This window comes from Curtobacterium herbarum, assembly GCF_016907335.1.
Taxonomy (GTDB): domain Bacteria; phylum Actinomycetota; class Actinomycetes; order Actinomycetales; family Microbacteriaceae; genus Curtobacterium; species Curtobacterium herbarum.
The window spans coordinates 731,455-744,949 of sequence record NZ_JAFBBT010000001.1 but is presented as its reverse complement, the minus strand read 5'-3'; the positions used below and the strand labels follow the sequence as shown (position 1 = coordinate 744,949).

At 68.3% G+C, this 13,495-nt stretch carries 15 protein-coding genes; 2 read left to right on the top strand and 13 right to left on the bottom strand.

The window, feature by feature from the left end:
* The first annotated feature begins 100 nt into the window (after positions 1–100).
* Positions 101–1,135, top strand: coding sequence for a LacI family DNA-binding transcriptional regulator (locus JOD51_RS03685; protein ID WP_259559248.1), 1,035 nt, complete (start codon positions 101–103; stop codon positions 1,133–1,135).
* Between the two features lie 359 nt (positions 1,136–1,494).
* Here JOD51_RS03685 and JOD51_RS03680 read toward each other — a convergent pair whose 3' ends face one another.
* The 5 genes from JOD51_RS03680 to JOD51_RS03660 all read right to left on the bottom strand — a co-directional run bounded on the left by JOD51_RS03680 (position 1,495) and on the right by JOD51_RS03660 (position 6,900).
* Positions 1,495–2,136: a GNAT family N-acetyltransferase gene (locus JOD51_RS03680; protein WP_204607079.1), complete on the bottom strand. Its 642-nt coding sequence runs from the start codon at positions 2,134–2,136 to the stop codon at positions 1,495–1,497.
* Positions 2,137–2,304: 168 nt separating this feature from the next.
* Complete coding sequence (locus JOD51_RS03675) at positions 2,305–3,117, bottom strand: AAA family ATPase (RefSeq protein ID WP_055960810.1); 813 nt, start codon at positions 3,115–3,117, stop codon at positions 2,305–2,307.
* A complete protein-coding gene (locus JOD51_RS03670) occupies positions 3,114–4,517 on the bottom strand; it encodes a TnsB C-terminal domain-containing protein (protein ID WP_071301383.1) in 1,404 nt (467 codons plus the stop codon). Before JOD51_RS03670 ends, JOD51_RS03675 begins: the two co-directional genes overlap by 4 nt.
* A gap of 6 nt (positions 4,518–4,523) precedes the next feature.
* On the bottom strand, positions 4,524–5,126 hold the full coding sequence (locus tag JOD51_RS03665; protein WP_055960814.1) for a recombinase family protein: 603 nt from the start codon (positions 5,124–5,126) through the stop codon (positions 4,524–4,526).
* Between the two features lie 709 nt (positions 5,127–5,835).
* Positions 5,836–6,900: a TDT family transporter gene (locus JOD51_RS03660; protein WP_240614499.1), complete on the bottom strand. Its 1,065-nt coding sequence runs from the start codon at positions 6,898–6,900 to the stop codon at positions 5,836–5,838.
* Between the two features lie 165 nt (positions 6,901–7,065).
* Between JOD51_RS03660 and JOD51_RS03655 the strand changes: the two genes are divergently transcribed.
* Positions 7,066–7,998: a LysR family transcriptional regulator gene (locus JOD51_RS03655; RefSeq protein WP_208385475.1), complete on the top strand. Its 933-nt coding sequence runs from the start codon at positions 7,066–7,068 to the stop codon at positions 7,996–7,998.
* Here JOD51_RS03655 and eno read toward each other — a convergent pair.
* From eno to JOD51_RS03615, 8 genes are all read right to left on the bottom strand, one after another.
* On the bottom strand, positions 7,983–9,317 hold the full coding sequence (gene eno / locus JOD51_RS03650; RefSeq protein ID WP_083393829.1) for a phosphopyruvate hydratase: 1,335 nt from the start codon (positions 9,315–9,317) through the stop codon (positions 7,983–7,985). The two genes, JOD51_RS03655 and eno, sit on opposite strands and share 16 nt — an antisense overlap.
* Before the next feature lie 145 nt (positions 9,318–9,462).
* Positions 9,463–9,948, bottom strand: a complete 486-nt coding sequence (locus tag JOD51_RS03645; protein ID WP_055960822.1) for an inorganic diphosphatase — start codon at positions 9,946–9,948, stop codon at positions 9,463–9,465.
* A 26-nt stretch (positions 9,949–9,974) separates the two neighbouring features.
* The gene (locus tag JOD51_RS03640) at positions 9,975–10,346 is read right to left on the bottom strand and encodes a fluoride efflux transporter FluC (protein ID WP_055960823.1); all 372 of its coding nucleotides are present in this window, start codon (positions 10,344–10,346) and stop codon (positions 9,975–9,977) included.
* Positions 10,343–10,846 carry a fluoride efflux transporter FluC gene (locus tag JOD51_RS03635; RefSeq protein WP_239539765.1) on the bottom strand — a complete coding sequence of 168 codons (504 nt, stop codon included), beginning with the start codon at positions 10,844–10,846 and terminating at the stop codon, positions 10,343–10,345. The genes JOD51_RS03640 and JOD51_RS03635 overlap by 4 nt, the downstream gene beginning before the upstream one ends.
* On the bottom strand, positions 10,843–11,586 hold the full coding sequence (locus JOD51_RS03630; RefSeq protein WP_055960826.1) for a 2,3-bisphosphoglycerate-dependent phosphoglycerate mutase: 744 nt from the start codon (positions 11,584–11,586) through the stop codon (positions 10,843–10,845). The genes JOD51_RS03635 and JOD51_RS03630 overlap by 4 nt, the downstream gene beginning before the upstream one ends.
* Positions 11,583–12,089 carry a universal stress protein gene (locus JOD51_RS03625; protein ID WP_060915497.1) on the bottom strand — a complete coding sequence of 169 codons (507 nt, stop codon included), beginning with the start codon at positions 12,087–12,089 and terminating at the stop codon, positions 11,583–11,585. The genes JOD51_RS03630 and JOD51_RS03625 overlap by 4 nt, the downstream gene beginning before the upstream one ends.
* A gap of 13 nt (positions 12,090–12,102) precedes the next feature.
* Positions 12,103–12,756 (bottom strand): GNAT family N-acetyltransferase, encoded by a 654-nt coding sequence (locus JOD51_RS03620; protein WP_204607078.1) that lies wholly within the window; start codon positions 12,754–12,756, stop codon positions 12,103–12,105.
* Positions 12,757–12,830: 74 nt separating this feature from the next.
* Entirely contained in the window at positions 12,831–13,400 is a 570-nt protein-coding gene (locus JOD51_RS03615) for a GNAT family N-acetyltransferase (protein WP_204607077.1), read from the bottom strand.
* Positions 13,401–13,495 lie beyond the last annotated feature (95 nt).

The window sequence follows — 13,495 nt, the reverse complement described above, 5'->3', positions numbered from 1 at the left end:
GCATGCCTGGCGCTCTTTCGGCTTGTCAATCGATTTCGATAACGATTTCGGTGCGTGGCGGTCCGCGGCTCAGCGGCCCGGCGCGGGGTACGGTGTCGACGTGGATGCCATCGCCCGTCCGGCTCCCCTGCGGGGGCGGACCACCATCAGCGATGTCGCGCGGGCCGCCGGTGTCTCCGTCCCGACCGTCTCGAAGGTCATCAACGGACGCGACGGTGTCGCCGCCGCCACCTCACAACGCGTGCTCGCGGTGATCGAGTCGCTCGGGTACGAGAGCTCCCTGGTCGCCCGCAGTCTCCGCCGCAGCCGCACCGACGTGATCGGCATCCTGGTCACCGAGTTCGAGCCGTTCTCGACCGAGTTGCTCACGGGCATCTCGTCCGCCGCCGACGGCACCGGGTACGAGCTGCTCGCGTACGCCGGACTCGTCAGCGGTGAGGCACGCCCCGGCTGGGAGCGTCGCTCACTCTCCCGACTGGCGGGCACCCTGATCGACGGCGCGATCGTCGTCACCCCCACCACCCTGATGGCGAGCACCCCGATCCCCGTCGTGTCGATCGACCCGCACACCGGGCCCGAGGGCCACGCCGCGATCGACTCCGACAACGTCGGCGGGGCGCGGGCCGCGACCGAACACCTCATCGCCCTCGGACACCGCCGGATCGCGCACATCCGCGGACGTGCCGACCTGGCCTCGGCGGAACTGCGCGAGCTCGGGTACCGCCGGTCCCTCGAGGCCGCCGGCATCCCGTTCGACCCCGACCTGGTCCGCGTCGGCGACTACCAGACCGCCGCCACCGCCGAGGTCGCCCGCGAACTGCTCTCCCGCCACGACCGACCGACCGCGGTGTTCGCGGCGAACGACAGCTCGGCGATCGGGGTGCTGCAGGTCGCCGGCGAACTCGGGCTCCGCGTGCCGCAGGACCTGTCCGTTGTCGGCTTCGACGACGTCCCCCAGGCCGCGAACGCCACTCCCCCGCTGACGACGGTCGCGCAGCCGCTGCACGACCTCGGTGCCGAGGCGCTCCGCATGCTGCTGGAACTGCTCGGCGGCCGCGACGTACCGGCGCACGTGCAGCTGCCGGCGTCCCTCGTGGTCCGCGCGAGCACGGCGCCGCCCCCGCCCGGTTCCTGAGGCGGCAGGCGCGGGACGCCGGCGTCTCCGCGAGACACCGCGGACCTCCCGAGACGCCGCCACATTCCGCGGCGTCTCCCGCACTCGGCGGCGTTTCCCACAGACGGGGCGTCGGACGGGAGGCGCGCAGCCCGCTCGCCCCGCGCCTCCCGTCCGCCCCGCCAAACGCCGGCGTCTGCGCGAGACACCGCGGACGCCGCGAGACACCGCCACATTCCGCGGCGTCTCGCACACTCAGCGGTGTCTCTCACAGACGAAGGGCGGCCGATCGTTTCGCGGGCCCATGGCATTCAGTCAAACCCATGGAACGTCTCGTTGGCCGATCGGCTAACGAGATGTCCGGATCTTTGCCCGTCCGGCTACATCAAGAACTCAGTAGCTGCTTCGACCCCTTCAGTCGTCAGGCTCCAGTTCGGCCTAGCGAAATCCTCCCGCCGTAGTCGCACCCTGACCTCGTCGACAACCTCATCCGCGCGAGTCTGGGCACGACTAACACCGTTGACCTCATATCCGAGCTTCTGCGACACCCGCAGGGATGCTTCGTTCCAAGCGGCTGCGCTCGACTCCGCCCACTCCGCTCCTAGGTGATCGAACGAGAACAGCAGCAATGCCGTCCGCATCTCGGTGCCGAGCCCGTTGCCCTGGTGCGCGAGGGCAAGCCATGATCCGCTCTCGACGGTCTTGCGCGCGGCGAAGCGGCGAGCATGCAACTCCTGGACGCCGACCGGCGTGCCGTGGTGGAGCACGGTGAAGCTCACACCCCATGAGTCAGGGCTCACTCCGGACCGTAGCTTCCAGTGGTACTGCGCGAGAGAATGCGCCAATGTTGTCGGTTCTGCGTCCGTCCACGGAACACCGAACGGCATCCGAGCGGGATCGTGCACACCCGACAGTGCCACGTCGACGAGCCCGGGAAGGTCCTCGTCGCGCAGGGGGCGCAGTTCCAGCCTGGGAGTGATGAGGCGCAGCCCGAACAAGGGCCAGACTTGATCGAGATCCATCGACCAACGATAAGAGCGCGACGTCGAACGTTACAGGCCGACAGTGTCTCGTTGATCGGTCGGCTACCGGACACCGAATCGGGCCCAGGAGTCGGCGGGTAGCTCCGGCTGGCCTGGGTGTGAGCAGCCTCGCTCTGTGTCGTCGTTTTCGCTGCGATCGGTGTCGGGTCAGGTGGTGCCGATGACGAGGGTGCTGCGGGCGGCCTCGACGACGTCGTTGGTGATGACGTCGAGCTCGTTGATCTTCAGGACGCGTTGGATCTGAGGGAGGAGGCGCTCAAGGAGCCGGAAGTTGCCGCGGGTGATGCGTTCGACGGCGGCGATGGCTTGCGCGTCGGTGAAGTCGTCGGGGTCGAGCGTCTTGCCGAGCTTGCGCCATTGACGTTCGAGGACGAAGAGCAGCTCGTCGTGGCCGAGCGGACGGTACTGGTGGGCGAAACCGAGGCGGCTGTAGAGCTGCGGGTAGTGGCTGAACTGCTTCTCGATGCCGGGCATGCCGATGAGGATCATCGCTATGCCGGTGCGGTCGTACTGGTCGCGGAGCCACTCGATCGCGTTGCCGGTGAGGCGTTCGGACTCGTCGATGATGATCAGCTCGAGCAGGGACGGGTTGGGGCCGTGTGCGTGGTCGAAGTGGCGACCCTGGAGCAGGAGGTGTTCCTCGATGCAGCGTTCGGTGCGGAGCATGTCGTGCCGGAGGTCGTCCTGCAGGGCGCGCATCGTGGCGGAGACCTCGGGCGTGTAGAAGACGGTGCGGGCTCGGTGGGCGGCGGCGTAGATCTTCGTGTCGTCTTCGCTGCGTGCGGCCCATCTGGCGATGAACGGGCCGATGCTGTCCCAGTGGGCGTAGCGGCGTGCGGAGAGGGTCTTGCCGACGCCAGCGGGGCCGAAGCAGACGCCGATGGTGTTCTGCTTCCGGACGGCGTCGGCGAACTCCGCGAACCGACGGTGTTCCTTCGTGATGATGAACTGGCTCGTCATGACCGGTCCTCCTCGTAGGTCATCAGTCGCGGTTGATCCGGTGCCGGTGCGGGTGCTGGTGGGGTGTGATCATCGGGTGTGGGGCGGACGATCGCGATGCGTTCGCGGATCTGCCCGCGCAGGGCTCTTCGTTGCGCGTTCCGGGCGGCCTGGATCTGCTTGAGACTGATGGTCTCGGTCTGATGCGCGGTACTGATCGCGGTGCACAGGAACGCGTCGCGGTGAAAGACACGGATCTCGGTGACGTCGCGGGGGTCGTACCGGACGCTGACGGTGCTGCCCACGAAGGGTGCGAGAGTGGTTGCGGTGTAGCGGAGCCCTTCGAAGTGGATGCCGTCTCGTTGCACGACACGCGTGGTCGGGACGGTGAGCAGGAACCCGTCGAGCTGCTCGAGGGAGTCCGGCATTCGTGGCAGCCACCCGTCTGCGATCCACGCTTCCAGTGGGCTCTTCCGGAGCTCGCGGTGGATGCGGGCGTTGTAGCGGCGGATGAACGTGTTGATGGCACTGTCGACACCGGCGAGATCCAGCGCCGGCGTCGGCGCCGGCGCCGAGGATCCGGGTGCGAGGTGGCCGGGGAGCGTTGGGAGCAGCTCGGTGTTGATGGTGCCGAAGAACCGCTCGATCTTCCCGCGGCCCTGGGGGCGAGCGACCTGCGAGTGGATGATGCGGAGGTGCAGCACGGCGGCGGTGTCGCCGATTCGGTGGCTGGTGAAGTCGGACCCGTGGTCTGTGTAGAGCACGTCTGGGATCCCGCAGACAGGCCAGTCCGGTTCCGGCTTGTGCCAGATCGCTTGCCGGAGCGCGAGCGCGGTGTTCGCGGCGGATGGGGCGCCGAGGAACACCATGTACCCGCAGACCGCGCGGGAGTAGTCGTCGAGGATCACCGTCAACCACGGCCGTTCGGGCTTGCCGTCGGGTCCGACGATGAGCAGATCGAGCATCGTGTGGTCCGCCTGCCAGATCGCGTTGGGGCGATCCGCACGACGTCGGAGCAGCAGTTCGTGCTTGTCCCGATATGACGCGGGCCCCTCAAGCGCGAGCGTCACCATCCCGGGATCAAGCCCGTTCACGATCGACCGCACAACGGAGTACGACGGCGCTGAGAGACCTCGTTTGGTGCAGTAATTGTCGACCTGGCGGTGAATCGTGGCGATCGAAGGTCGTGGCTTGGTGAGTGCGAGCCCCTCAATCAGGCGCACCAGTTCCGGTGCCGTCCGTCGGGCGCCGTGATCGGTGCGGGTGCCGTCGGCGAGAGCCGGGTATCCGCCGGTTCGGTAGCGGGCCAACCAGCGTTGCAGGGTGCGCTCAGCGACGCCCGTGGTGCGGGCCAGGGTGGCGAGCGGGATGGCGTCCTCGACGTGCAGTCGAAGGATGCCCCACCGCTCGCTCGCGTCCATAGCCAGCTACATCGTTGGGGAAGGCTTGGTTCGTCGCGCCGCGACGGGCTCGGCGTGCTTCGCGAGTGCACGGTAGATGGTGGTGCGGCTAACGCCGAGCACGTCGCCGATCTGCGCGACGGTCATGTCCTGCTGTTCGTAGAGCCGGCGTGCGGTGCGCACCTGGTCCGCGGAGAGCCGAGATGGTCGGCCGCCGGTGCGGCCGCGGGCTCGAGCGGCGGCGAGGCCGGCGTTGGTGCGTTCCTTGATGAGGTCCCGTTCGAACTCCGCCAACGCGGCGAAGACGTGGAACACGAGCCGGCCGCCGGGCGAGGTGGTGTCGATGGTCTCCTGCAGGGACCGGAACCCGATGCCGCGCTCGGCGAGAGCGTGCAGCTGATCGATGAGGTGCCGGATGGACCGGCCGAGCCGGTCGAGTCGCCAGACGACGAGAGTGTCGCCGGGGCGGAGCTGGTCGAGGAGCTTGTCGAGCTCGGGCCGGTGTTGGAGCGACCCGGACATGGTGTCGACGAACACGCGGTAGCAGCCAGCGGCGTTGAGCGCGTCGATCTGCAGCGACGCGTCCTGGTCTGTGGTGGACACGCGCGCATACCCGAGAAGGTGACCCATGAAGAGAACGTAGCGAAACTCGACCAGGAGGGGTAGTGGCGGCACGTAGATTCTGGGACTGGGTTCCGCTACAAGACACGGCGCCTCGCACCCGGACTGAGCGCCGGTACGGATAGTTGTAGCGGAATCGTTCGTATTTGTTACGTCTGCCGCGCTCGCGCGGCGAGCCGGAGTGCTTGCACGGAACGGAGGTGTTGTTCCGATCGGTGGCGGCCGTTGGCGGGAGACGGATGTGGTGCTGCGATGACCGGAAGGAGTCGGGGGTGCTCGTCCAGGGTGAAGTGTCGCATGACGCCGTCGAGGGCAACGGCCCCGTACGTGACGATCGCAGTGAGAGCGGGGAGGGCCGCGAGCAGTGTGGCGAGGGCATGCCGCCCCTCGTCGATGTCCTCGAGTCGCACGCGGTCGGGCAGTTCCCATGGGACAAGGTTCCAGCGGACGTACTCGCCGCGTGCGAGTCCGGACTCGATACGGGCTGCTCGGAACGCGGCCGCGGTCGGGCCCGGGTTGTCCTCGCTGCAGATCGCTGCGTGCGCTGCGGCGATGGTCTGGGGGCCAGGCGACTGCATCAGGACCAGGACACGGCTGAATCTGCCGCCGGATCGTGGGTCGAAGCTCGGGACGAACCGTCGGCTGCCGTCGGGCGCGGTCCGCCACGTCTCCGCGAGACCGTTCAGCGATCGAACGTCAGCGAGTTCCTCGGGGGTACTCATGCCGGCTGTGGCGGTGCCAGCAGGGTGCCACGGATGACGGATCCGTGAAAGGTGCGAAGGGCAACGGTGATCCATGCGGCGACGAGGCCGGCGTAGTAGATGACGGCGAGGACGGCAACGACGGTCAGGCCTGAGTGCAGGGCGAGCCCGTTCAGGCCGGTGACGCAGGTCCCGACGGGGAACGTGAAGGACCACCAAGTCAGGCTGAACGGCAAGTGTTCGCGGGCAGTGCGGATGGTGATCGCGAGGGCGATGACGGTCCACAGCAGCGCGAAGCCGAGCATCGCGAACCCGTACACCAGCGCCACGACCAGCAGGGCATGCGCGGTACTCGCATCGACAACGGTGGGGGCGTTCGATGCGAGGAGGTTCACCGCGGTGATCGACTGTCCGACCGGCCCGAGGACGATCCACAGAGTCGGGACCATGCCGGCGGCCCCGACCTTGTGCTGCGCGAGACGGTTCCAGATCAGCGTGATCACGACCAGCGACGTGATGAGGCTGAGGCCGAAGAAGCCGTAGCAGGACCACAGCAGCGTCTCCCGCGCCTGCCCGGCGGGGGCGTACGGCAGCAGGAGCGCACCGGTGGAGGCGGACACCATCGGCGGGACGATCGGCATCAGCCAGCCGCCGAACGCGGAGTCGGGCTTGTTCTCGTGGCGGGTGAACGCCAGGTACGGCACGAGCACTGCCGTGAGCAGTCCTCCGATGGTGCCGATGGTCCACAGGACCCAGTCGATGGTGACGGCGGCGGGCAGGCCGACCCAGTCCTTGCCGAGCAGGAGTGTCCCGGCGCCGACGGTGAGGAACGCCATCGGTGGTGCGCCGTAGAAGTGCGAGATCACCGGGTTGAGCTGGTGCCCGGCTGCAGTGCTCCGGTAGCGGATCCAGTGCAGCACCGTCGCGGTCGTGAGGGCGACGAGGAGCACCGCGGCGATCGCCCACACGACCGTCGCCGCGAGGCGCAGCCCGGGGAACTGCAGCGGCAGTGACGCAGCTGCGACAGCGACGATCCCCGTGCCCATGATCGACGCGAACCAGTTCGGTGTGAGATTCGACACGATCAGGCCTGGCCGCTCCAGGTCACGGAACAACGCCGTCTGCGGCCGTTGGGGCAGCTGGCTACCGTTCGCGGGTGCAGGGTCCGTGCGGAGCGTTGTCATGGGCCAAGCCTGCGCGAATCCTGCCTCTGGCGGTACCCGGAACCTCTTGGCAGGGCACAATCAATGATTGTGGCACTACGGCGACTCACGGACCGAACCCTCGACCTCGACACACTCGACGTGCTCGCACGCGTCGCCGAGACCGGCTCCCTCTCCGCTGCCGCTGGAGCGCTCGGCGTCACGCAACAGGCAGTGTCTGCTCGGATCCGGGTCGCCGAGCGCATGGTCGGTCACTTGTTGGTGCACCGCTCGACCACGGGGTCGGTGCTGACCGAGACCGGCAGGCTCGTCGTCGGGCTGGCCGGACCGGTCCTCGACGCGTCTCGCCACCTCGAAGCAGGAGTGGCTGCGCTGCGGACTCCCACGGGTTCGCTCGTCGTCGCAGCGTCACAGACGATCGCGGAGCTGCTGCTGCCGGGCTGGCTGCTCGAATTCCGCCGCCGCGAACCCGACGTGCGGGTGCGCCTGATCGCGGGCAACTCCGCCGCGGTGACGGACCTCGTGCAGTCGGGTGGCGCGAACCTCGGGTTCACGGAGACCCCGGTGACGGCGGCAGGTGTGTCCGCGCAGGTGATCGCGGACGATGAGCTCGCGGTCGTCGTTGCGCCGGAACATCCCTGGGCTCGGTCGACCGGGATCACTGCGGAGGTCCTGGCGGCGACGGCTCTGCTCCTGCGGGAAGAAGGTTCCGGAACTCGCGCGACCCTCGCCGCATGGCTCAGGGAGGCCGGTTTGAGCATGTCGGTTCCGGCCGCGGTGCTGGAGACCACGAGCATCATCCGGGCGAACGCGCAGGCTGGAATTGCACCGGCGGTGATGAGCCTTCGCACGGTCGCCGCCGACATCAACGACGGGTCGCTGGTGCGGGTCCCGCTCGCTGGGCCGCCACTTGCCCGGCCGTTGCGGGCGATCTGGTCGGGAGAGCCTCAGCCAGCTGGTTCTGCTTTCCTGCGCGTCGCCCACGAGGTGACCGGTCGGGGTCAGCGCAGCCCGTAGGGCAGCTCCGGATTGTTCTCCGCGATCTCGGTGAGCCGGTTGTACTTGGCGACGCGTTCTCCGCGGGCGGGTGCGCCGGACTTGATCTGTCCGGTTCCGGTGCCGACGACGAGGTCCGCGATGAACGTGTCGGTGGTCTCGCCGGACCGGTGCGACACCATGCTCCGCATCCCGAGCGAGCGTGCGACGCCGATCGCGTCGAGGGTCTGGGAGACGGTGCCGATCTGGTTCGGCTTGATGAGCGCCGCGTTCGAGAGCCCGTCCTTCCCACCGTCGCGGATGCGCTGCGGATCGGTGACGTAGAGATCATCGCCGACGATCTGGAGCATGTCGCCGAGCGCGAACGACATCGCCTTCCAGCCGCCGTGGTCATCTTCGGAGAAGCCGTCTTCGATGCTCCGGATCGGATACCGGCTGATGAGGTCGCGGTAGTAGTCGACCATGCCTGCGCGGTCGAGCCGGCGGTCCACGACCCGGTAGCTACCGTCACCGAGCGCGAACTCGTTCGCCGCCGGGTCGAGTGCGATCGCGACGGTGTCCACGCCGGGCTCGTAACCGGCGGCACTGATCGCGGCGACGAGGAGGTCGAGGGCCTCCTCGGGCGCGGCGATCGACGGGGCGAAGCCGCCTTCGTCCCCGAGACCGAGACTGCCGAACCGTTCCCGGACCAGTGCCGCCAGCGCGTGGTAGACGTCCGATCCGATCCGAACCGCGTCGGTCATGGTCTCGGCGTTCACCGGGGCGATCATGAACTCCTGGAAGTCGAGCGCGTTCGCTGCGTGCGCTCCGCCGTTGAGCACGTTGAAGTGCGGGACGGGCAGGCGGGGCGTGCTGCCGGTGACGTCTGCGATCCAACGCCAGAGCGGCAGCTCCGCTGCGGCGGCGAGAGCGCGTGCCATCGCGATCGAGGTCGCGACGACACTGTTCGCGCCGAGCCGGCGGTGGTTCGGGGTGCCGTCGAGGGCAGCGAGGGCGGCGTCGGCCTGCCCGATCGAGGTCCACGACTGGCCGGTGATCATCGGTGCGACGTCCGTCGTGATGAGGTGCAGTGCCTGGCTCACGTCGCGGCCGCCGTAGCTGCTGCCGCCGTCGCGAAGCTCGACAGCCTCATGCGCGCCAGTGGATGCGCCTGCGGGGGCGTCACCGGTGACGACGGTGCCGTCCTCGAGCTCGAGACGCACCTGGATCGTCGGGTAGCCGCGGGAGTCGAGGATCCGGGAGCCGTGCAGGCTGCTGATGGTGACGGGGCGGCTGGTGTGGGTCACGTACTCGCCCTGATGGTGGGTGGTGTGGTGGACGTTGCTGATGTAGTCGTTCACGGCGGTTGTCGCCTTTCGGGTTGGTCGTGCGGGTGTGGGCCGCGGGGAGGCGGAGGGACGACCTCCTGGCGATCACTGGGCGCCAGTTGCCTCCCCACGGCGGTTCAGGGCGCGCACTGGATGGTGTCGGGTGCGCGGGTGCCGGTCAGGGGTGCGGGGTGAACCGTTCCTGTGCGGCGCGGATGATGGCTTCGGCGTCGACACGGTTCGCCCACCCGTTGGTGGTGACGTGCTTGCCGTGCTCGATCTCCTTGTAGTGGGCGAAGAAGTGCTCGATCTCCGCCAGGACCGGCTCGGCGACGTCGGAGATGTCCTGGACGTGGTCGAAGCGGACGTCTCCGGCGGGGACGGTGAGGATCTTGTCATCGCCGCCGTTCTCGTCGACCATGCGGAGCATCCCGACCGGGCGGACGTCGATGACGACGCCGGGGAACGTGGGCCGGGGCAGCAGCACGAGCGCGTCGAGGGGGTCGCCGTCATCGCCGAGAGTGTCGTCGATCGAGCCGTAGTCCTGCGGGAACACCATGCTGGTGAACACCGCCCGGTCCAGGCGGATCCGTCCGGTGGCGTGGTCGACCTCGTACTTGTTGCCGCTGCCGCGGGGGATCTCGATCGTGATGTCGAAGTGCATGAGCTGTTCGTCTCCCAGTCGGATGGTCAAGTGAGGGTGCCGAGGGTGACGCCCCCGGCGGCTGCGGCGACGGAGACGACGAGCATCCCGAGCCCGTTCACGGCAGCCGCGGTGGTGCGGCCAGTGCGTGCGAGGCGGACGGTCTCGAAGCTGGCGGTGCTGAACGTGGTGTAGCCACCCATGAGCCCTGTTCCGAGCACCGCGACGGGGGTGGCGCCGAGGTGACCGGCGGCGCCGGTGATCAAGCCCAGCAGGAACGAGCCGGTGATGTTGATCGTCAGCGTCCCGACCGGGAGCCGGAACTGCCGACCCCGGTTGATCGCACCATCCACGAAGAACCGTGCGGCCGCGCCGACACCGCCAGCGACCGCGACGCTGAGGAAGGCCAGGGCGCTCATGATGTGGCCCCGTTCGGTCGGACCAAACCCGCGATCGCGAGGCCGCTACCGGTGGCGATCGCGCCGGCGAGGACCGTCAGGAGCGCGTACCCGGTGCCGGCCAACCCGCGGCCAGCGAGGAACAACACCGCGGTGCTGGTCGCGAGGGTGCTGTAGGTGGTGAACCCGCCGAGGACACCGGTTCCCAGAAGCAGGCGCAGTGTCCGGCGGCGACCCTCGTCAGGTCCGCGATGCGCGAGGTGTTCCAGCAGCACACCCAGTAGGAGCGCGCCGGCGATGTTGATCCAGAAGATCGCCCAGGACACCTCCTGCTGAGCGGGGAACGCGGTGCTGAGTCCGTCGCGTGCGGCGGTACCGATGGCGCCGCCGAGTGCGACGACACCGAGGTACCGCCACCGCAGATGCACTGGCCGGTCGATACGTTCCGGGTCGTTGGCGTCGATGTCTGGGTCGGGCGGGAGCTGCCCATCGGGCAGCTGCGTGTCCGTTCGGGAGGTCATGTTCCACCTTCCGCAGCGACCGCTGCCGCTGCTGCTCGTGCTGCCGGATGCAGGTACTCCCCACCCCGCGGACAGAACCCACCGTCGCCGTCGAACCGGTAGATCAGGGGTTCGCCCGTGGGGAGGTTCAGGTCCGCGAGCTCACCGTCAGTTAGGCCGTCCATGCAGGCACACAGTGCCCGCAGTGAGTTGCCGTGCGCGACGACGAGCACTGTCTGCCCGTCGCGGAGTGCCGGGGTGATGCTGTGCGACAGGACGGGTTGGACCCGGCGGATGACGTCGGAGAGTGTTTCGGTTCGACGAAGTGCCGCCCACGGCAGTCCACGAAGCGCCGGCGTCCGCCGGAGCGCCAGCCACGCGCGGATCGACATGCGTGGTGGCCGTCCCGTGCGGGTCCGACGAACAGCGAAGAACTGCTCCGCCCCCAACGCCGCTTGCGCATTCTGCTTGGACATGCCGGTGAGGGCGCCGTAGTTCCGCTCGTTCAACCGCCACGTCGACTCGATCGGCGCATCACGTCCGAGGACGTCGGTGACGAGCTCCGCCGTGTGGAGCGCCCGCTCGAGCGTCGACGTGAGCACGAGGTCCGGTCGGATGCCGGCATGCAGAAGTAGCAACCCAGCCCGATTCGCTTCGGCGCTGCCCTGTTCGGTCAGCGCGACGTCTCGCAAGCCGGTGAAGGTACCGGCAGCGTTCGCAGTGCTCTGTCCGTGGCGGAGCAGAACAAGCTGGCCGGTCACGGGGTGTCCCACGGCAGTGGGGCATCGAACCCGACCGGATCAACGGGCACTACGAGCACTGAACGGTGCTGCTGATGGGTCAGCCGTACCGCGACCGACCCCGTGAAGAACTCCGCGATTCGACCCGCTCCCGTCCTGGCCCCGACGACCAGCATCGCCGCGTCGCGGTCTTCGGCCACCTGCGACAGTGCCCGGCTCGGATCCCCGACACCCGGGACGAACGTGACGTCGACGCCGTAGGTCGTTGCGGCAGCACGTACTGCCGCCTTGTCACTGTCCGACAAGCCCTGCGGTGTCGTGTCAGCGGTGTCAGGGTCGATCGGTTCCACCATCACCGACCCGTCCGAGCGCGTACCGGCATCGAAGAGCGATGCATCCACGCTGACGCACACCAGCGTCGTACCGAAGCGCCGCGCGATAGACGACGCAACCTCGATGACCCCCGGAGCGAGGCCGGGCAGGACGCCGACGACGACCGGTCCGGAACCGATTGGTGCTGTCATGACACTCCCTACCTCAGGCGCGCAGAAGCGCGACCAGCTGAGATAGGGACTGTTGTCGACAACTGTCGAGGTTGGGTCCGGCAAGCCCCACTACCGGGTCCGAAGACACCACCATTATGCACCCGAACCCCAAGTCACGCGGGCCGTCTCGCGCACCCGCGACGTCCCGACACCGAAGGAAGCGATTCCGACGACACGGAGCGAAGCTGCCCACACCTGGGACGGCGTGGTGCTCGAACGTGCACGTCGGGTCGATTTCGGTCGCGACCGTGCGCCAGAACTTCGCTGCTACTTCGTTGCGGTCCTGGTAGGCCACCGCCCATCTCCCCGGGTGCGCAGCGGTCAGTTCCGTCACGGCGGCACGTCCGATGCGAGAGCGTCGTACTCCGTGCGCGATGAAGAAGCTACTGATGATGTGTTCCTCTTCGTCGAGGCCGCGGAGGACCGCGAGTCCGACCGGGTGCGGTCTGAGGTGGAATACGTGTGCCGACCAGCCCGGCTCCGCAAGGCCGGCGTCGAGTCGTTCTTGGCGGAAGCGGCCGCGCTCATCGGGGAGCGTGCCGGTGAACGCGGACATCTCGTGCCGGAACATGGTCCAGAGCTGTTCGAGCTGAGGGCGGTGTCGTTCGTCGGCGGTGGTGATGGTCAGGGGTGTTGGGGTGCTCATACAAGAAAACCTCCGCCGTGGTCGGCGGAGGTTTCGTCGCTGACAGTATATCGCCCCGTCCGGCACCCGATCGGCTATCGGACGGTTCGAGCGACGGCCCACTCGCGATCGAGCATGGCGTACTGGTAGCCGTCGACCCATCCCAGGTCGGCGTGCCAGGAATCCCCGACGCCGTGCTGCTCGCGTCGCATGCCGTTCTTTTCCAGGACGCGGGCGGAGGCGATGTTGTCTGCGTTGCAGCTTGCTGTGACACGCCGGAGCTGGAGCGCGTCGAATGCTGCGGCCAGGAGCCCGCGGGCCAGGTCCGTTCCCAGTCCTCGTCCGGCGAGGTCGGGTTGGAGCATGTAGCCGATGACGCCCTGCGTGCCTTGGGGCATTCCTGGTTGCCCCAGGCCGTCGGTGACGTCGAGGAACCCCAGGCCGGCGAGCTGGCCGTTCAGCTCAGCGACGCACGAGAAGTCAGTGTCACTGTCGGGGATGCTCGCCCACTCTCTGGCGTAGGCATCCGGGTCGACGTGTGTGCGAAGCATGAACCGGTTGACGACGGGGTTGTTCCGCAGGGCGACGACCTGGTCCGCTTCCTCGGGCCGAGGGTCGCGGAGGAGGAGAGCCCCGCTTTGAGCAGGCCAAGGAGAGATGCGCACGCTGTCATCCTTCCAGGGAGCCACGCCCGGTGACCGATCGGCTACCGCGACAGGGCGCCGGCTGTCAGGAGCTCTATGACCCATCCCGCCACGTC